Source organism: Lawsonibacter sp. OA9, from assembly GCF_022440585.1.
The window spans coordinates 259,398-277,562 of the sequence record NZ_JAKNTI010000022.1; the positions used below are offsets into that span (position 1 = coordinate 259,398).

Below are 18,165 nucleotides of genomic sequence, written 5' to 3' on the forward strand. Positions count from 1 at the left end.
CCCTAGTCTCTGTTACTCCACGTCTCGGTAGTAGAGTCCCCGAGTATACTCATTTGGCTGGTATGACCCCTGTCCCAGATAGCGTTCCAATACCTGGGCGCACTCCATGGCGTTTTCCGTGGTAAACATCAGCCGGGCCGCCCACAGGCCCAGGCGGCCATAGTCCTGGGTCCGGTCAGCCAAAAACAGCTTTTTGGAGTTCAAGATCTCGTTGCGGCAGCCGTAGGCCTGGACCACCGGGAACCGCTCCCCCTTCCGGTCGGTGAGCAGGTTCACGTTGGAGCAGGTGTGCTGGCCGGAATGGTTGTGGATAATACAGTTTTCTGTAATCATCAAAGGTAGGCGGCCATAGGCGATGAGCTCCGTGGGAATAGCCTTAGACAGGTCCCGAATCTGGGCCAGCTTCAGCTCGAAGGAGGCGGTAGCGGAGATGAGTCCCAGCCGCTTCAGCTCTTTCATGGTCTGGCTGTTATATACCCCAAGGCCGTAGTCTCCCCGGACCGAAAAGCCCAGCTGGGCAGCCCGGCGGACAGCGCCCAGTGTGCCGGCCAGCACCTGGTCTACTCCAATGCGGCGCAGGGCAGCCAAATCCTCCTCCAGGGCCAAAGTTTCCCGGTCGCTGTACACACGGGGCATAAGGGCGGCGACGGGGACACCGGCCTCTTGGCACCGCTTCACCACCTCCGGGTGGGCAGCGCCCTGGTCGGCGGGTAAGTAGATCAGAGCAGGGGACAGCCGCAGCAGCTCTCCACTGATCTGGGCCGCCTCCCGGACAGAAATTGTGTATACAGGCGTCCCCCTGGGATTCTCATACCTCACACCCGGCCGGAAGGGCTCCACCCTCCTCTGGGGGAGGGCCTGCCGCTGGACGGACAGATCCTCCAGGGCCCGGCGGCGCAGGTCATTCAGGGCGGACAGGGGAAGGGATAGGCCCTCCTCTACTTTGGCGGTCACCTTCTGACAGGAGTAGGGGGTGCCTCCGGTGCGGGACAGCTGGCCCTCCACCTTTTCCCGTGTCAGGGGCACGTTTCGAGCCGCCTCGGGCACCGGCCCCTCCCCATGGACCATCCGGCCCTCCTTGTCCTCCACGGCGATCCGGGCTGGCTGGTCGGCCTGGATCATGGCGTATATTCTCACCGGCTCCTTCCGGTTCTCGCCGTTTTCATAGGTGGCCCGGGCCTGGGCATAGAGCTCCTTGGGCTCCTTTCCCTCCTGGCGCGTACCAAACATTTCGGGGCCCTTTTGACCCATGAAGTAGCTGTCCGTAAAGCCCTGGCGGGAAAAGACCTGCTCCAGGGCATCCAGCTCCGCCTGGGTGGGGGAGCGGCCCTCCTTCAGAGCTCTGGCGTACACACCGGTGACCACGGCCACATACTCCGGCCGCTTCATCCGGCCCTCCAACTTCAGGCAGGCCACCCCCATGTCCTGAAGCTCCTTCAGGTGGCTCACCAGGGACATATCCTTTAGAGAGAGAGGGTACTCGTCCGCCCGGCCGTTCCAGCCATACTTCAGCCGGCAGGGCTGGGCGCACAGACCACGGTTGCCGCTCCGCCCCCCAATGACCGAGGAGAAATAACACTGGCCGGAGTAACACATACACAGCGCCCCGTGACCAAACACCTCGATCTCGATGGGGGAGTTCTGGCAGATATAGGCGATCTGGTCCCGGTTCAGCTCCCGGGACAGCACCACCCGGCTGATGCCCAGGTCAGCGCACTGCTTTACCCCGTCCAAAGAGTGGACGGTCATCTGGGTGGAGCCATGGAGGGGCAGGTCCGGGACGGTCTGCCTTAGCATACGCAGCACACCCAGGTCCTGTACAATGACCGCGTCCACGCCGATGCGACTGGCGTGAGCGGCAACCTCCGCCGCCCCCGGCAACTCCCGGTCAGTAAGCAGGGTGTTCAGAGTTAGATGTACCTTGCAGCCCCGGAGATGGCAATAAGAAACCGCCGCCGCGGCCTCTTCCTCAGAAAAATTCTTGGCGTTGCGGCGGGCGTTGAAATCTCCATATCCAAAATAGACGGCGTCGGCGCCGTTCTGGACGGCGGCCGTCACCGCCTCCATAGAGCCGGCCGGCGCGAGCAGTTCCAACATGGGATACCTCCTGGAAAATCAAAGGCACGGGACGGACACGCGGCAAAAGTCGTGTCCGCCTCCGGCGGTTATTTGCGGGTCTGAAGCTTGAAGATCTCCCGCTTGGCCTCAGACAGCTCCATCTTCAGCCGGTTGGCCTCCTCCAGATTCTCCTTGATCTGGCGGCGGAGATTCTCGGCGGCATCCTGTTCCTTGAAGTACAGGTCGGCCATATTCATGGCGGCCAGCACGGCGGCCGTCTCCTTGGGCAGCTTGTTGCTCATGATATCACGCAGCTGGCTGTCCACATAGTCAGCGCACTTGCGGACATAGGCCTCGTCCTCTACCGCCACCATGGTATACTCCTGTCCCGCGATGGTCACTACCACTTTGTTCTTCATCGGAGCTCCTCCCCTTCTTCTATCTTTTGTATGCCAAATGGGCATACGAATCCAACTTACTCATCATTATACCACAGAAGGGAACATTTGAAAAACAAATAATCCATGAATTTTTCCAAGAAGCGCCGACCCGCGGCGAACAGCGGGGATGGACCGGAGCGAGGGCGCGAAACCGAAGCCGCATAAGCGGCTGTTTCCAGCCCGAGACGGAGGGAAGCCACGCGTCGTGAGCCGGGGAGGCGTGACAACCAGAAGCGCCGACCCATAGCGAACAGCGGGGATGGACCGGAGGCCTCCGCAATTTCCTGTTTACGCCGGGCGGTTTTTGCGGTAAAATGAAGAAACACAGCCACGGTCCCTCCGCCCTGCCTCGGGTCAGGAGCGGGACCGTTTTTAGAAAGGAGGGCGGTAGTATGGCCCAAACATTGCTGCCCGGAAGCGTCCTGGCCATGACAGACCAGGCGGCCGACCGGCTGTTGAGACTGGACAGCGGCGATGCCGCCCTGCTCTATCTCCATTTTCTGCGCCACGGGGATCTGTCCCATCTGACCTGGTCCCAGCAGCGTCTGGACACAGCTCTGGACCAGTTAAAAAAGCTGGGTATGGCACCGGAGCAGCCCCCCGTCTCCGCCCCCCCTGTCCCGGAAACTCCTCCCCCGGAGTATTCCCTAGAGGATATTACCGCCGCCCTGAAAGAAAATACATCCACCTTTCCAGCCCTGTGCGACGAGGTGGAGCGGCGGCTGGGCAAAAAGCTGTCCGCCAACGACCTGCGGTCTTTGTACACACTCTATGACCATCTGGCTCTGCCTGCCGAGGTTGTTTTGATGCTGGTGGGCTGGTGTACCGAGGAGATGGAACGAAAATACGGGCCGGGACGGCGGCCCTTCCTGTCCCAAATCAAAAAGGCGGGCTTTGTCTGGGCCCGCCAGGGCATCGACACGATGGAGCGGGCCGAGGCCCATCTCCAGCGCCTGACCCACCTCCGGGGTCGGGAGGCCCAGGTGCTCCGGCTGCTGGACATCCCGCCGCACCCCTTGGTGTCCCAGGAGCGGACTTATATCGCCGCCTGGGACGATATGGGCTTTGACGACGAGGCCCTGCGGATGGCGTATGAAAAGACGGTGCTGAAGAAGCAGTCTATGGATTGGGGCTATATGAACGGTATTCTCCGCCGCTGGCACCAGAAAGGCCTCCACACCGCCGCCGCCATCCAGGCGGGCGACCGGGACCCCAGGCCCCTGCGGGCTGGCCAGCCGCCTCAGGGGGCTCCGGCGGACCAGGAGAAGCGGACACGGGAAAACATGGAGCGGATGCGCCGTATGCTGGACCAGATGAAGAAGGAAGGGTGAACCTATGGCATATGATCCCAATGTGCTTCGCCGGGCTGTGGACCGGCTGGAAGGGGAGCGGCGCCGAAGAAGGGTGGAGCTGGACCGGCTGCGGGACAGAGCCTACGGCCGGGAGCCTCGCCTGGCCCAGTTGGACCGGCAGCTTCAGGGGACCATGGCCCAGTTGGTCGCCGCCACCCTGCGCCAGGGAGGGAACCCCGCCCAGGCGGTACGGACGGTAAAGGAAAAAAATCTGGACCTGCAGCAGGAGCGGGCTGTCCTGCTGGGCGCTATGGGGCTGCCCGCCGATGCTCTGGAGGACAAGCCCGCCTGTCCTCTGTGCGGAGACACCGGCTGGAGGGGAGCTCAGATGTGCGATTGCCTGAAGCGGTTGTGTGCCCAGGAGCAGATCCGGGAGCTGTCCAAGCTGCTGGACCTAGGGGAGCAGTCCTTCGACTCCTTCCGCATCGACTATTACAGTCAGACTCCCTGGCCGAACCGGGGGATCTCCCCCCGGGAAAACATGGAGCTGATCTACGAGGTCTGTCTGAACTATGCGCAGAAGTTCGGCAGGTTCCACTACAAAAATCTGTTCCTCTCCGGCGCTCCGGGGCTGGGCAAGACCTTTTTGTCCGCCTGTATCGCCCGTACGGTGTCAGAAGGGGGGCGCTCTGTGGTCTACGATACCGCGGGAAATATCTTTGCCCAGTTCGAAGCTAAGAAGTTCCTCCGGGACAGCCAGGACGGGCAGGAGGCCAGGGATGAGACCCGCCGCTATCTCAACTGCGACCTGCTGATCTTAGACGATCTGGGCAGCGAACTGACTACCCAGTTTACCCAGTCTGCTCTCTATGAGCTCATCAACTCCCGGCTGGTGGCGGGGCTGCACACAGTTATCTCCTCCAACCTGACCATGGAGGAGGCGGCCCGGCGATACTCACCCCAGATCGCCTCCCGCCTGGATGGGGAGTATCACCTGCTGGAGTTTTTCGGTGACGACATCCGCCTGTTGAAGAAAGGTAGACTGTAATACCCTGAATTTCGAAGCGTTTTCCATAGAGAAAAAGTGATGGAAGATAGGCGGTTATCATGCGTTTCAGAAGGTCGCTGCTGCTGGTTATGGCACTGATCGTGGGCGGCGGACTGGGCGCTGTGCTGCTGCCCAAGTTTGAACCGGTCAAGATCATTTTGTTTTTTGCCATATGCTCTGTGCTGGGTGAGGTATTTTACCGAATCGACCAGAGAATATCCAAAAAGTGATCTCTGTCCGTAGGAATGAGGGCGGCCGATTTGTCATTCGGGAGATAAATAGGATTCAGGAGACAGAATAAAAAACCGCCTTTCCGGACAAACTGGTGCAAGACCAATTTTTACCGGAAAGGCGGTTTTTACATGGAAGTAAGAGAACTGATGAATCCCAGCGTGGTCACCATCGAGCCAACCTCCTCGGCCTCCCTGGCCGCCCGGCTCATCAGCCGGCACAATGTAGGCTCACTTCCGGTCTGCTCCAGCGACGGCCGGCTGCGCGGAATGGTGACGGACCGGGATATCGTCCTGCGCTGCATCGCCGCGGAGGAGGACCCGGCCCAGACCATGGTCCGGGATATTATGACCCGGAACTGTGCCACAGTAGCTCCGGGAGATGACTGCCGGGAGGCCACCCGGCTCATGTCCACCCAGCAGGTCCGTCGGCTTCCTGTTGTTGAAAAAGGCAAGCTGGTAGGCGTCATCTCCCTGGCGGATCTGGCCCGCAGCCACCGCTTCGACATGGAGGCGTCCCAGGCTCTGTGTGAGATATCGGAGAATATAGTGGTGCGGTAAAAGCGGTAAAAAATGTGCGTCCATGTTCAGCATGGACGCACATTTTTTAAACGTTCTTTGGATATAAATGTATCTCCTCTAGGGAGCGGAAATCGTCCGGATTTGAAGCGAATATAGGACTGTTGGAAATCAGACCAGATCCGCGGCGATCTGGCGGATCAGTTCCTCGCTGGGGGCCTTCTGATCCCGCTTAGATACTTCTACGATCAGTTGATACAGAGGCACGCCCATTTCATCGGCAATGTTCTGAAAACGCTTGGTAAAGCTGGAGTGGCAGCCCGCCAGACCCAGGATCAGGTCAAAGGGCTTAACTGCCACGTGGTAGTTGTATTCCTCCATGGCAGGGATTAACTCACCGTCCAGGAAGGCCAGCAGCTTGTAGAGGTCAATGTCCTTAAAATAACCCAGCCGTTGGAAAGTGGCTACCAGAAGTTCAGTGGCGCAGTTGCCGGCGCTGCGGGCCATGCCCAGCAGGCCGCAGTCAAAGACGGTGGCCCCGGCCTCAGCGGCGGCGATGGCGTTGGCTACGGACAGTCCCAGATTATTGTGGCCGTGGAATGCCACAGGGATATCCACAGCAGCGACCAGCTCTTTGGTATAGGCCTCTGTCTCATGGGGCATCATGGTACCGGCAGAGTCCATGATAGTGATCTCATCCAGTCCGCAGTCAGCTAGCATCTTGGCTTCCTCTGCCAACTCCTTGGGGGACAGGACATAGGCCTTCATCAAAGAGTAACGGCACTTCATGCCGGCAGCCTTTACCCGCCGGATTCCCTCGCAGGCTCCTGCTCCGTCGCCGGCGTTAGCGCCGATGCGGAGAAATTTCAACCCATATCTGGCAGCCAGATTCACATTGGGCTGGGTGGCGTTCTTATAGCCCAGAAACATACCGATTTCAGCCTGGGACAGATAAGGCTGTATCAGCTGGAGATACTCCTCGTCTGTGCAGGGGGCAATAGAACCATTGGCCTCATATGCGCCCAGACCCAAACAGTTTCCCATTTCGATGGTGGTGATACCCGCGGCGATCATTCCCTCGATCATCATTTTGGTCAGCCGGGCATCGAAGCCCTTACCTACCACATTGGCCCCATCTCGCAGGGTGCAATCCATTACTAACATAGCGCTGCTCCTTTATTGTTTGTACATTTTTTGTAGACAAATCATAGATCAGGACATAGGATTTCTGGACAAGACCTCACCATCCTTTGAATGGACCCCAGTGCCATGCGGATCAAAGCTTCTTGACCGCTGGTCACTGCATGGGACGCCATACTCACATTTTCTATCAGAAGTGGGACGATGTCAAGAGGGGGCGGTACACAGGGCCTGAAAGGGAAAAAGATTCCGGGAGATACACCTGACAGGGCAAAACGATTCTATCCCTTGGTGGGCAGCACCGAGGAGATAGCCCCGGCAAAGGCGCTGATGGGCATGGTCTGGAGCGTGATGTGCCCCGGACCGGTGACAACGGTGTTGAACAACCCCTCACCGCCAAAGATCATATTTTTGACTCCTTTTACGGATTGGATGTCAATGGAACAACTGGTGTCCATAACAGCGAGATTTCCTGTATCTACAATCAGTTGCTGTCCGGCCGCCAGATCGTATTCCACACCATAGCCGTCGATCTCCAAAAAGACGGTTCCGCGGCCAGAAAGTTTCTGCATAATAAAGCCTTCGCCGCCGAAAAAGCCGGCCCCTAACTTCTTTTGAAAAAAGACGGAGAGCTCCACCCCATCGGTGGCCGCCAAAAAGGCAGATTTCTGGACCACGATGGGCCGATCCGGAGTAATCTCCACAGCCCGGATAGCGCCTGGAAAGCTAGACGCGAAAGCAATCGTCCCCGGACCGCCCTGGGCTGTATAGATGTTCTGAAAGATGGATTCTCCTGAGAACATCCGACCAAAGGCTTTTCCCAGGCCTCCTGCCGAGGTCTGCATCTCCATATTAGGGCTCATCCAAACCATAGAGCCTTTTTCGGTGATCATACTTTCCCCCGCGCTCAGTTCACAGATAACTACCGGGGTGGGCTCACCCTTGATCTCGTATTTCATAGTATCCCGCCTTTCTTTTTATTGGTGGTACCTCCAGTATATCAGAAGCGGGAAGCTGATACAACCAGGATATAAAAAAGCGGCCTGCCAGAGAGCTCCGGCAGGCTGCTTATTATTTGGTGGCCCAGTTACCTGTGGCCTCCGCCGTGAGATAGGCATTGATAAAGCCATCCAGATCGCCGTCCATTACGGCGTTGATGTTGCTGGTCTCATAGGCGGTGCGGTTGTCCTTCACCATCTGGTAGGGCATGAAGACGTAGGAGCGGATCTGACTGCCCCACTCTATCTTCAGCTGGACGCCTTTTAGATCGGAAATCTTCTCCGCCTTCTCCTGCATCTGCAGTTCCACCAGCTTGGCCCGGAGCATCTTCATACAGTTGTCCTTGTTCTGGAATTGGGAGCGTTCCTGCTGGGAAGCTACCACCACGCCAGTTGGCTTGTGAATGAGACGGACTGCGGAGGAGGTCTTGTTGACGTGCTGGCCGCCGGCGCCGCTGGCCCGGTAGACCTGCATCTCAATGTCCTCAGGGCGGATTTCAATCTCCACATCCTCGGGCAGGTCGGGCATGACCTCCACGGAGGCAAAGGAGGTCTGCCGCCGGGCATTAGCGTCAAAGGGGGACACCCGCACCAACCGGTGAACGCCGTGTTCTCCTCTGAGGTAGCCATAGGCGTTGCTCCCCTCAATCATGATAGTGGCCGATTTGATGCCGGCCTCGTCCCCTTCCTGGTAATCCATGATCTGATAGGTGAAGCCGTGGCGCTCGGTCCAGCGGGTGTACATCCGGTAAAGCATCTGTGCCCAGTCCTGGGCCTCAGTCCCGCCGGCGCCGGGATGAATGGTCAGGATCACGTTGGAGCGGTCGTACTCGCCGGTGAGCAGCGTCTCCAAACGGGCCGTCTCCATATCGGCCTCCAGATGGGCGAAGCCATCCTCGAGCTCCGGGATAAGGGATTCGTCCTCAAATTCGTTGCCCATCTCGCACAGGGCCATCAGGTCGTCCCACTGGCTCTGGCGCTTTTTTTGGCTGTCCACCTTGTCCTGCAGGTTCTTGATCCGCTGCTGGACCTTCTGGGCCTTGGCCAGGTTGTCCCAAAAGCCGTCGGCGGCAGACTCAGCCTGGAGCATATCCAGCTCACGCTCGGCCCCATCCAGATCAAGGGCCTGAGCCAGCTCCTTCAGGGCGGGGAGCAGGTTGTTCAGCTTGACTTTATATTCATCAAATTGGAGCATGCGGTCCTCAACTCTCTCTCGTAAACTCCCGGAATAGCCGGGGACAAGTTGGTTTTAGGCCCAATTATTATATATGAGCTGGAAACAAAAGTAAAGGAAAACCTGCCCTCGCCCAGAAAGGAATCAATGAGGGCCGTTCCAGACGTGAACGGCCCCCTAACGATCACTGGCCAGCCAGCCCTCTCCGCGGAAGATCAGATCATCCAGATCGTCCTTGGGGGCGGAACGCTCAGGCAGCTCTAAAATAGGGGTCTTGTGTTCATCCATAATTGGTTCCTCCAGTTATGTCTCTCCCAGTTCATCAGCAGATGGCGGGGAGAAGGGATATACATATCAGTATATGCGGGCCCTGTGGGGATATGTGTCCGTTTTTGTACATCCAGCCGAGGGGAACTATGGGGAAAAGAAAAGATATTTTTTGACTTGACATAGTCCATTTCATATGGTAAACTATTCTAGCCTTCAAAAGAAGATCGGAAGCCACCCATGCCGGAGTGGCGGAATTGGCAGACGCCCGGGACTTAAAATCCCGTGGGAGCGATCCCGTGCCGGTTCGATCCCGGTCTCCGGCACCATATCGCGGGATAGAGCAGTTGGTAGCTCGTCGGGCTCATAACCCGGAGGTCGGAGGTTCAAGTCCTCCTCCCGCAACCAGAAATCCGCTGGAATCATCTGATTCCAGCGGATTATTTTTGTAGCCTGAAAACCCTCGGCTGTGCCAGGGAGTTCCGTAAAAACTTTAGCGGAGAGTAAAAAATAAAAACTCCCTTTGCTATACTTAAGATGCGGTCTGGAAACTGCATGAAAGAGGCAAAGGGAGGTCATCCAAGATGAATGACAGCAATAGTTTATCACATAAAAACTGGAACTGTAGATATCAAATAGCCTTTGTGCCAAGCTATTTTATCAGGAGAAGAAACAGGAGAGATATTAAGGAGATTGTGTGAGTGGAAACAAGTTAAGATCATAGAAGCAGAGGTATGTCCGGATTATATTCATATGCTAGTAAGTATACCGCCAAAGATTAGTGTATCTGGATTTGTAGGATTTTGAAAGGGAAAAGTACGCTGATCATCTATGAGAGATATGCAAGCTTGAAATACAAATATGGGAACCGACAATTTTGGCGCAGAGGATATTATGTTGATACAGATGGAAAGAACGCAAAAGCAATAGCGGAGTATATCAGGCACCCGTTGGACAAAGACAAGATACAGGATCAGATCATGATGAAAAATTTGTAGACCCTTTTAAGGGTAGCAAGTAACAACCTCCTCACAGCTGGCGGACCGTAACAAGCGCCAGCAGGCACTGCTGGTGATATAGAGCTTTGCCCGCATATGAAGACCCCTGGCTGTGCCGGGGTAAACTTGGTGGGGAATAATAGGACCTCTGAAACTTTCAAATGACCGCTTCTAAGTTACAGTAGGGGTCAGCGGTCCAATAGAAAAAACAGGGAAATGCCTTCCCTGATCAGATGCATTCCCCTGTTTGAGATGGGCTTTGAAGAAAACTTACGATGTCTGGCTCTTTTTCTTGGCGCGGTATTGAGAGATATAAGGATAGCTCAACGAGATAACCATGAGCAGGGACAGAACAATGCGGCTGGGACGGATTGCTGTGGGACAGTTTACAAAGGGCTTCCTCTTATTGCTTCCGCCACAATCAGTCCATCGTTGCGTGAGAAATATCTTTTTTCTTTTTGCGATATTCCATAATAATGGGGGCAGAGATAGATATTACCATCATCAAAAGTAATACAATACAAATAGGACGCTGTAGGAACGTGGAGAACATAGATCCTAAATTATTATCGTAAAGGATTAGACCTTGCTGCAATGCCTCCTCTGCGATATCGCCCAAGATGATACCCAAAACAATGGGGACCACATTGTACTTGTACAGCTTGAGGAGATAACCTACCACGCCAAAAATCAGCATGATATAGACGTCCTTTACATTTCCACGTACAGCGTAACAACCGATTAAACTTAGATTGAATACGCAGGCAGCCAAAATATTTTGGGGAGTTAAAGTAACCCTAGCAAAGTATTTGGCCCCCAATACACCAATGATTACAAAAGCCAAGTTGGCAAGGAACATAGACATAATGAAGGGATAAGTCACATCCCCGCTCTCTGTGAACAGTCCATAGCCTGGCGTCATTCCGTGGATAGTTAGTCCGGAAAGCAGAACGGCGGTGGTGGCATTACCGGGGATGCCCAGGGTCAGTGTGGGAATCAGAGTACCACCGACGACTGCGTTATTGGAGGCTTCACAGGCGGCCACTGCATCACGGGAGCCCTGCCCGAATTGATCGCGTTCCTTAGAGACAATCTTACCAATATTATAGGAAACATAGCTGGCGACATCTCCGCCGGTACCGGGAATGATACCAATGACAAGCCCGACGATGGAGGACCACAAATAAGTGATAGGGTAGTAACAGAAATCCCTCAACTTAAAGCGAGCTCTTTTATAGCGGATAATATCATCTTCCCGTGCTGGCTTGATGGGGTCACGTAGACTCATAAATACTTGAGAAACACTGAATAAACCGATCACTACTGGGATCATTGTGATACCGCCCATCAGATAGGTGCTGCCAAAGGTGAAGCGTGCCCGCCCCATTACAGGATCCATGCCCACGCATGCGATGAGAAGGCCGAGGCAACCCATCATCAGCCCTTTGATAATGCTTTTGGTGGATAGGGAGGCGATGATAGTCAGACCAAAGGCGGCCATCAGAAAGCGCTCTTGAGCGCCAAAGTTAAAGGCCCACCTAGCCATAACAGGTGCAAAAAATAACAGAGCGAGATTGCCGACGATACCACCCCAAAAGGAGGAGACAGCCGACTCCATCAAAGCTTCGTGTGCACGGCCGCGCTTTGTCATAGCGTAACCGTCCATGGCGGTAGCTGCCGCGGCGGCGGTGCCGGGTGTATTAATCAGAATAGCGGAGATGGAGCCGCCAAACATAGAGCCACAATAAATGGCGCCCAAAAAAATCAGGGCGGCCGTAGTGTCCCAGGTATACGTGATGGGGATCAAGACTGCAATAGCCATGGTAGCGGTAAAGCCGGGCAGAGCGCCAATAATAATACCTACCACAGTACCTGCCAGAGTAATGGCTAGGTGAAATGGCGTGATAGCATCCAGAAAATAGAGTAAAATATCAGTCATAAATGTTTCTCTCCCCCCTCAGATTAACAGGGCCCTGGGGAAGTTTACGCCCAAATACCCAAACATGACATAGACAATAATCCCAATGACCACACAGGAAGCTACATCTCGAATGATATTCTTTTTCGTCTTCTGGGGATCGAACCAAACGGTGATGACGCACAACGCTGCCAGAGAGGTGACAAGGAAGCCTATAGTATTCAGTCCAACAACCCAGAGGATCAGGATACCTAAAGCCACCAGGCCACGCTTGGTCTGCACCCAGGTCAGAGGGAAGAACTTTTCCTGGTGGTCTGCCGTCCGACGCCATTTAATTCCTTCCAGCAGAATTTCAAGGCAGGATAGAGCTAACCCAACACTGCAGATAATGGTAGGCCAATATGCGGCAGTATCGCTGAGCATTTGACTCTGAATCAGGAAAAAGGCGAAGATAGCGGCACAGATCAGTGCGGTAATACAATTTCGTTTTTGCATTCTGAACTACCTTTCTATTCTACTGCGGCCCGCAAGCTGTTGCCTAGCAGGCCGCGGTTAGAAACGCGTCGCTTTATATTTCAGCCTAGAGAGTCAATAACTGGCTGAGAGGTTTCCATTGCCTGGTGCGCCATCTCGTCTAACTTGGTGCCAGAGGCGAAGTAAGGAACAAAGCCGGCCTCGGTGGCACGAGTGACGAACGATTCATCTGTAAGGACGGATTCTACAGCGGATTCAAAGGCGGTAGCGGCGGCATCCGGTACATTCTTATGATAGAAAAAACCGGCCATATTATTGGTTTCGTAGCCCTCGTAGCCCAAGTCGGCTAGAGTGGGAATATCAACTAGAGACTCCACCGTAGATTTGCTCCCTAAATTAATGACGCCGTGGCACTCGGGACGGGCTAATAGATCTGCTTCGCCGTAAACCGCGGCATCTACCTCGCCGCCCATCATGGCGGTATAACAGTCAGCGGTGCCACCAGTGTATGGTACTGAGGTAGCTTCCAGCGCCTCACCCATCAGAAAGGAAGCAAAAGCTAAATGACCGTTTCCGCCGTTACCTACGTTGGCATAGGTAAATTCGCCGGGATTGGACTTAATATAGTCCAGCACTTCCTGGGCGGACTGGAAGGGAGAGGTGTCGGCAAGGATCAGATACATGGGCTGGCTGGAGGTTAGTGCAACCCCACGGAGATCGTCATAGGTGTATGCGGTATCTCCACTCAGTGGTTTATAAACTATGGGAGTGGCCAAGGAGTATAGGATTGTATACCCATCTGGCTGATAGCTATTCAAATAGTCAGTTGTGCCGATCGTGCCAGAGCCGCCTTCGGAGTTAACAATGACGAGAGTAGTACCGAGAGCGTCCTCCAGGTCAGACTGCATCAGGCGGATCTGATTGTCGGTGGCGCTACCTGCTTTGAAGGGAACGACCACAGTGACAGGCTTCTCAAACGCAAAATCTTGATCGCCGCTGCCAGCAGTAGAGGAGCCGCCGGAAGAGGAAGCGCCAGGGGTGGGACTGCCATTAGAGCAGGCAGCGAGAGACAGGGTCATGGCGCAGGCAAGAAGAGCGGCAAATATTTTTTTCATATTGAATTCCTCCAACTATATTATTTGAGGCTTATTTCCCAATTCATCTTTTAGTTTCCGCCAGATCAAGGGCCTTACAACTGTAAACGCGACGAGGTAGCAGGAGGCAGGAAAGAGAGGATTGGCTATGTGGTTGCTGAGATACCGCTGATTCGTGCCATTCCTTTCTTATTTATACCGTGCCCGGAACAGAGGCCGCAATTCAGAAATAGGAGCCTTGGATACGATCAGTTGGCGCATCCGCTCCTCGGAGGCGGCGATCTTTAGGCACTCCTCTAGTACAGGCTCTGCCAGTTCATAAGGGACGATGCACACACCGGAGTCGTCCGCCACCATTAGGTCGCCGGGGATGACCAGTTTGCCGCACAGAGTGACAGGACCGTTCATCTCGATGCACTCCATGCGGAACTTTCCGGTGATCTGAGTGGTGCCGCAACTGAATACGGGGTAACCCATCTCTCGGATGGAGGACACATCCCGGCAGCAACCGTTGACAATATTGCCGGCAAAGCCGCAGCTTTTGCCAACGGTGCAGCTCTGGCCGCCCATGTTGGATACATCCAGGTTACCGCCAAAGTCGGACACCAAAACGTCGCCTGGCTCTCCTAGGTAGTAGATATCCCGGGTAGACATTGCGATGAAGTCATGGTCGTGGGCGCCCTGGGTGGGTGTCTTACGGACCGGAATGTTCCGAATAGTTACCGCGGGACCGCAGATTTTGCTGCCGGGAATCACTGGCTTCAAATAAGAAGTGGGGATGGCCCCGTCGATCCCGTAGGAGTCCAGTACATCAGAGACAGTGGTGCTCATGTCCTCCATGGATAGGTAACCGTCGATAATTTGCCTGCTGACGCGAGGAAATTTGATCCGAGTGATCCGCTCCCGGGGGACCAGACCCCAGACTCGTCCAGCTGCCTCGTACTCCGCGTAATCCTTGTCGCGCTGGGCGCGCAGGGCGGCAACCTCTTCATTAGCCTTTTCCACTTGTGTGATATCCATAACCTATACTCCTTCTTAATGATATTTCTAAATAGGAAACTTATTTTCTGAATATAGGATATCATAAGAAAGAAAAATATTCAATATATACAAGAAAAACAAAGAAAATTCATCAATATTCCACATTTATATTGGACAATTTTTAATAAAATCCCCGATACTGTTTCCTAATAGGAAAATAAGTACGGGGATGTTTCCTGTGTTATTACAGTGAATTTCCAATGGCGCCACTGCTTAGATCCTTGGACATCTCCTTTGCGATCTCCCTGACCAAAAAGATGTATCGTTCTAGTTTGGTCTGGTCTACCCGCAATCTGGGAGCACCGATGGAGATGGCTGCCCAGACGGTTCCAGATTCGTCCCGAATGGGGGCGCTGATGCCGATGGTCTCAATACTCAATTCCCCATCGCTGATGGCATATCCCTGTGCGCGAATTTTAGCGTACTCCTTCAAAAGCTCATCTGGCGAAATAATAGTGCGCTCAGTCAGTGGTGTAATGGGTTCCTCCATCAGGCGGCGACGGATGACCTCGTCGCTCTGGAAGGCCCCCAAGACCTTCCCGTTGGCACCGGCATACAGGGGGCGTTCTTGCCCCACACTGCCAGCCACCCGGACGGCCTGGAGACTCTCCTCCCGGTAGACCAGGTTGGCCTTTCCGTCAACCAACATACTGAAGGAGGCGTTCTCCCCGGTGAGATCCCGTAGCCGCACCAAATACGGCTTAACCATTTTGGATAAGCCGATGTGATCTTCATAAGTTTTTCCTAAAATATATACCACCGGTCCCAGAGTGTATTTTCGATCTACAGTTTGGGTAGCCAATCCGCTTTTTACCAGGGCCGCTAATAGCTTGCATGTTCCGCTCTTTGTGCATCCAATTTTTTCTCCCAGTTCAGTAACACTGTGGACATAGGGAGCCTGCCCAAGTAATTTCAACAGTGAAACGGTTTTTTCACCAGATGTCATATAGTATCCCTCCCTCTCGTTCTTTTGCTATTGTAGCGGGGGGCTCAACGCATGTCAATTACCGGTTGGCAAATTAAGATTGCAGGGCAACCATGTGGGGCCTTTTAATTTATACCCGACTCAATTTTCTACTTATTACCTGCTCCAGATCCAGAAAAGCCAGAGATAAAACGGGGCTTACACGACCTCCAGCTTTTGACCAGTTTTTATAAAAATTAAAGAACTGTGCCATAATGGGGGACCCCTGCGGCACAGCTCATGATTGAATTTTGTTTGTAGTTTTTCTTACAGTAAGGACTACACTTTTGTATATACGACGTCTACGAGGCATGGCTATGCCAGCGGTGAACAGGATGTTGCCGCAGAACAGAAAGAGAATGATGGAGGAATTTCGAGGTCCATACCGCTTTGGTCCCTGGAGTGAGACTGATTTATGTCTGTTCCCCAGGTGGGAGAATAGTCTTTTCTTCCTTGCTAATTTGCGCCTTTCCCTCATACCTAGAATCAAGCGAAGTCCTTAATGGGAATGGGGTCGCTGAAATCCTAAAAGCATGATTGAGACACAAAAGAGGCTATATATAGGGGCGGGCCGCCCGGCCGTCGCGTGTGACGACCGAGGCGGCCCTAAAAGTCAGCGATATTACTTCTTGATGCCCCGCTTCTTCATCCAGTCAGGCAGTTGGTCAGGCTGCAGGCCATTGTAGCGGCAGCCAGGATACCGGCAATTAGAGCAGTTGCCCTTGTTGCCCTTGACAGGGGGCTCGCCCTTGATCTCCTTCTCCAAATAGTCCACCAGAGCCTTGATGTCCGCCTCATCGCCGTCCACAGCCCAGTAGTGGGCGCCCTCGTTTCCGCCGATGCCGCCGGCGCAAACCACCTTGGCCTCGCAGTTGAACATCATCTTGATGGCCTCCACCTCGGTGACGATGTCGGCGCTGGACAGGCAGTACAGGCCGGGGTCGGCACCCATGGAGATGTCGATATGGTTGGCGCCGCCCAGAGCGCGGCTGGCGGCGGGCACGCTGGGCACCATCTTCTCATAGCCCACAGGGCAGATCCACTTCAGGCCCTTGCTGGTCATATAGCCGATGAAGTTGGGCACGGTGCCGCCATTGAAGCCGGAGGTGATGATGCCCACATGGCCATCCTGGTCAAAGGCGTTGGCGCCCTTGATGATGACGGTGTCGGCGTGGTAGTCCTGAAGGGCCTCGTCGATCTTTTTATCCACAGGCTGTCCCTTATAGAATACGTTGGGGAAGCTCTTGCGGCTGGAGGGCTCAGTGACGCAGAGCATTCCATCGGTGCTGTTGCCCACCGTGCACAGTCCGGGCTCGATGGACTTATCGCCCAGCAGTTCCTGGGCGATGAAGGCGTTGGTGGTGCCGCCGGCCAGCAGCACATAGGCCTCCTTCCATGCCTTCTGGAATTCAGGCATCTGGATGACCGTCTTGGCAATCAGACGGCGGGCCTCAGCGGGAGTTAAAACAAAGGTGGCTTTCATGGGTTTCATCCTCCTTACAGAATTGGCAATACTTAAGTACAGATTCAGGCTTTCTCAGGGTGCTTCTTCAAGTCTACAACGGGGTTCACCAGGGGTTCCATCTCAAAGCCGTCGGGACCGTAGATCCGGCACTCGGCCATGTCCCCGTCGTTGATCTCAAAGGCGCGGGGGGTGCCGGTGGACAGAATGTCGCCGGCGTACCAGCCCTGGATGCTGCTGTGCAGGGACACCAGCCGGGCCGGACGGTGGGTCATGTTGCTCACCAGATTTTTGGCGTATACCTCGCCGTTGCGCACGGACTGGACCTCCAGCTTCAGCACGTCAGGCACCTCATCGGGTGTGACCAGCTGGGGACCGAAGGAGAAGAAGGTGGGGAAGTTTTTCACGATACACAGGTAGCGGGGGTTGCCGCTGACATAGTCGTTGCCCTTCAGAATGGACTCCTCGGTCATGTCCAGGATGGTGGTATAGCCCACGATGGCGTCCTGCCAGTTCTCCTCGGACACATCGCGGCAGTCCTTGCCCATGATGATCCCCAGCTCCGCCTCGGCGGTAGTCTTCTGGGCTTCCTTCAGGGTAGGAAGCTTGATCTCATCGGCGGGGCCAATCAGAGTGTCAGCCATCTTAAAGAAGCTTCCGGGGAACCCGGTGGGGGCCGCAGAGCCGATGTCGCCGGCATGGTCCACATAGTTCAGCCCAATGCCGAAGATCCGCTTCGGGTTGCGGTACAGGGGGGCATAGACCACCTGGTCAGCGGGGACAAGGCCGGGGATGGAATCCAGCTCCTCCTTACCGCCGGCGTTATACCAGGCGGTCAGGCCGGGGATCTGCTGCTCCTGGATCAGGGACAGCAGATCGGTCTTCCACGCGGTGCCCTTGGCCGCGTTCAGGGCGCGGATGGGAAGAATGCCGTTCTTGGCTACGATGCCGGCCATCTCCGTATCGTTCCACTTGATAGTTGCCAGTCTCATAATTATTTCCTCCTTCGTATACCTGTTAAAAATAATTGAGTTTGTTCACGTTTTAG

At 54.8% G+C, this 18,165-nt stretch carries 16 protein-coding genes, 2 tRNA genes and 1 pseudogene; 7 read left to right on the forward strand and 12 right to left on the reverse strand.

Annotated features, from left to right (window positions below):
* Nucleotides 1–12: 12 nt before the first annotated feature.
* Nucleotides 13–2,097, reverse strand: coding sequence for a U32 family peptidase (locus tag MCG44_RS02210; protein ID WP_186853373.1), 2,085 nt, complete (start codon nt 2,095–2,097; stop codon nt 13–15).
* A 68-nt stretch (nt 2,098–2,165) separates the two neighbouring features.
* The gene (locus MCG44_RS02215) at nt 2,166–2,477 is read right to left on the reverse strand and encodes a cell division protein ZapA (RefSeq protein WP_186853372.1); all 312 of its coding nucleotides are present in this window, start codon (nt 2,475–2,477) and stop codon (nt 2,166–2,168) included.
* A 413-nt stretch (nt 2,478–2,890) separates the two neighbouring features.
* Between MCG44_RS02215 and MCG44_RS02220 the strand changes: the two genes are divergently transcribed.
* From MCG44_RS02220 to MCG44_RS02235, 4 genes are all read left to right on the forward strand, one after another.
* On the forward strand, nt 2,891–3,829 hold the full coding sequence (locus MCG44_RS02220; RefSeq protein ID WP_240286578.1) for a DnaD domain protein: 939 nt from the start codon (nt 2,891–2,893) through the stop codon (nt 3,827–3,829).
* 4 nt (nt 3,830–3,833) lie between these two features.
* Nucleotides 3,834–4,838 (forward strand): ATP-binding protein, encoded by a 1,005-nt coding sequence (locus MCG44_RS02225; protein ID WP_186853370.1) that lies wholly within the window; start codon nt 3,834–3,836, stop codon nt 4,836–4,838.
* Between the two features lie 59 nt (nt 4,839–4,897).
* Entirely contained in the window at nt 4,898–5,068 is a 171-nt protein-coding gene (locus MCG44_RS02230; protein WP_240286580.1) for a hypothetical protein, read from the forward strand.
* 132 nt (nt 5,069–5,200) lie between these two features.
* Entirely contained in the window at nt 5,201–5,629 is a 429-nt protein-coding gene (locus MCG44_RS02235) for a CBS domain-containing protein (RefSeq protein ID WP_147573462.1), read from the forward strand.
* Nucleotides 5,630–5,758: 129 nt separating this feature from the next.
* Here the strand turns inward: MCG44_RS02235 and MCG44_RS02240 are convergent, their stop codons facing one another.
* The 3 genes from MCG44_RS02240 to prfB form a co-directional block, all read right to left on the reverse strand.
* Nucleotides 5,759–6,751: a 4-hydroxy-2-oxovalerate aldolase gene (locus MCG44_RS02240; protein ID WP_240286582.1), complete on the reverse strand. Its 993-nt coding sequence runs from the start codon at nt 6,749–6,751 to the stop codon at nt 5,759–5,761.
* A 257-nt stretch (nt 6,752–7,008) separates the two neighbouring features.
* Complete coding sequence (locus MCG44_RS02245) at nt 7,009–7,686, reverse strand: TIGR00266 family protein (RefSeq protein ID WP_240286584.1); 678 nt, start codon at nt 7,684–7,686, stop codon at nt 7,009–7,011.
* Nucleotides 7,687–7,798: 112 nt separating this feature from the next.
* The gene (gene prfB, locus MCG44_RS02250; protein WP_186853368.1) at nt 7,799–8,920 is read right to left on the reverse strand and encodes a peptide chain release factor 2; all 1,122 of its coding nucleotides are present in this window, start codon (nt 8,918–8,920) and stop codon (nt 7,799–7,801) included.
* 488 nt (nt 8,921–9,408) lie between these two features.
* Between prfB and MCG44_RS02255 the strand changes: the two genes are divergently transcribed.
* From MCG44_RS02255 to tnpA, 3 genes and pseudogenes are all read left to right on the forward strand, one after another.
* A tRNA-Leu gene (locus MCG44_RS02255) sits at nt 9,409–9,495 on the forward strand.
* A gap of 3 nt (nt 9,496–9,498) precedes the next feature.
* A tRNA-Met gene (locus tag MCG44_RS02260) sits at nt 9,499–9,574 on the forward strand.
* A gap of 176 nt (nt 9,575–9,750) precedes the next feature.
* Nucleotides 9,751–10,187, forward strand: a pseudogene (gene tnpA, locus MCG44_RS02265) (IS200/IS605 family transposase).
* Nucleotides 10,188–10,585: 398 nt separating this feature from the next.
* Here tnpA and MCG44_RS02270 read toward each other — a convergent pair.
* From MCG44_RS02270 to MCG44_RS02300, 7 genes are all read right to left on the reverse strand, one after another.
* Nucleotides 10,586–12,103 (reverse strand): tripartite tricarboxylate transporter permease, encoded by a 1,518-nt coding sequence (locus tag MCG44_RS02270; protein WP_147573441.1) that lies wholly within the window; start codon nt 12,101–12,103, stop codon nt 10,586–10,588.
* 18 nt (nt 12,104–12,121) lie between these two features.
* Nucleotides 12,122–12,577 carry a tripartite tricarboxylate transporter TctB family protein gene (locus MCG44_RS02275; protein WP_147573440.1) on the reverse strand — a complete coding sequence of 152 codons (456 nt, stop codon included), beginning with the start codon at nt 12,575–12,577 and terminating at the stop codon, nt 12,122–12,124.
* An 80-nt stretch (nt 12,578–12,657) separates the two neighbouring features.
* A complete protein-coding gene (locus MCG44_RS02280) occupies nt 12,658–13,671 on the reverse strand; it encodes a tripartite tricarboxylate transporter substrate binding protein (RefSeq protein ID WP_240286586.1) in 1,014 nt (337 codons plus the stop codon).
* 168 nt (nt 13,672–13,839) lie between these two features.
* Nucleotides 13,840–14,670, reverse strand: a complete 831-nt coding sequence (locus MCG44_RS02285; RefSeq protein ID WP_186853348.1) for an RraA family protein — start codon at nt 14,668–14,670, stop codon at nt 13,840–13,842.
* 205 nt (nt 14,671–14,875) lie between these two features.
* Nucleotides 14,876–15,637, reverse strand: coding sequence for an IclR family transcriptional regulator (locus MCG44_RS02290; protein WP_240286588.1), 762 nt, complete (start codon nt 15,635–15,637; stop codon nt 14,876–14,878).
* A gap of 640 nt (nt 15,638–16,277) precedes the next feature.
* On the reverse strand, nt 16,278–17,138 hold the full coding sequence (locus MCG44_RS02295; RefSeq protein WP_147571170.1) for a hypothetical protein: 861 nt from the start codon (nt 17,136–17,138) through the stop codon (nt 16,278–16,280).
* 44 nt (nt 17,139–17,182) lie between these two features.
* A complete protein-coding gene (locus MCG44_RS02300) occupies nt 17,183–18,109 on the reverse strand; it encodes a fumarylacetoacetate hydrolase family protein (protein ID WP_240286590.1) in 927 nt (308 codons plus the stop codon).
* Nucleotides 18,110–18,165 lie beyond the last annotated feature (56 nt).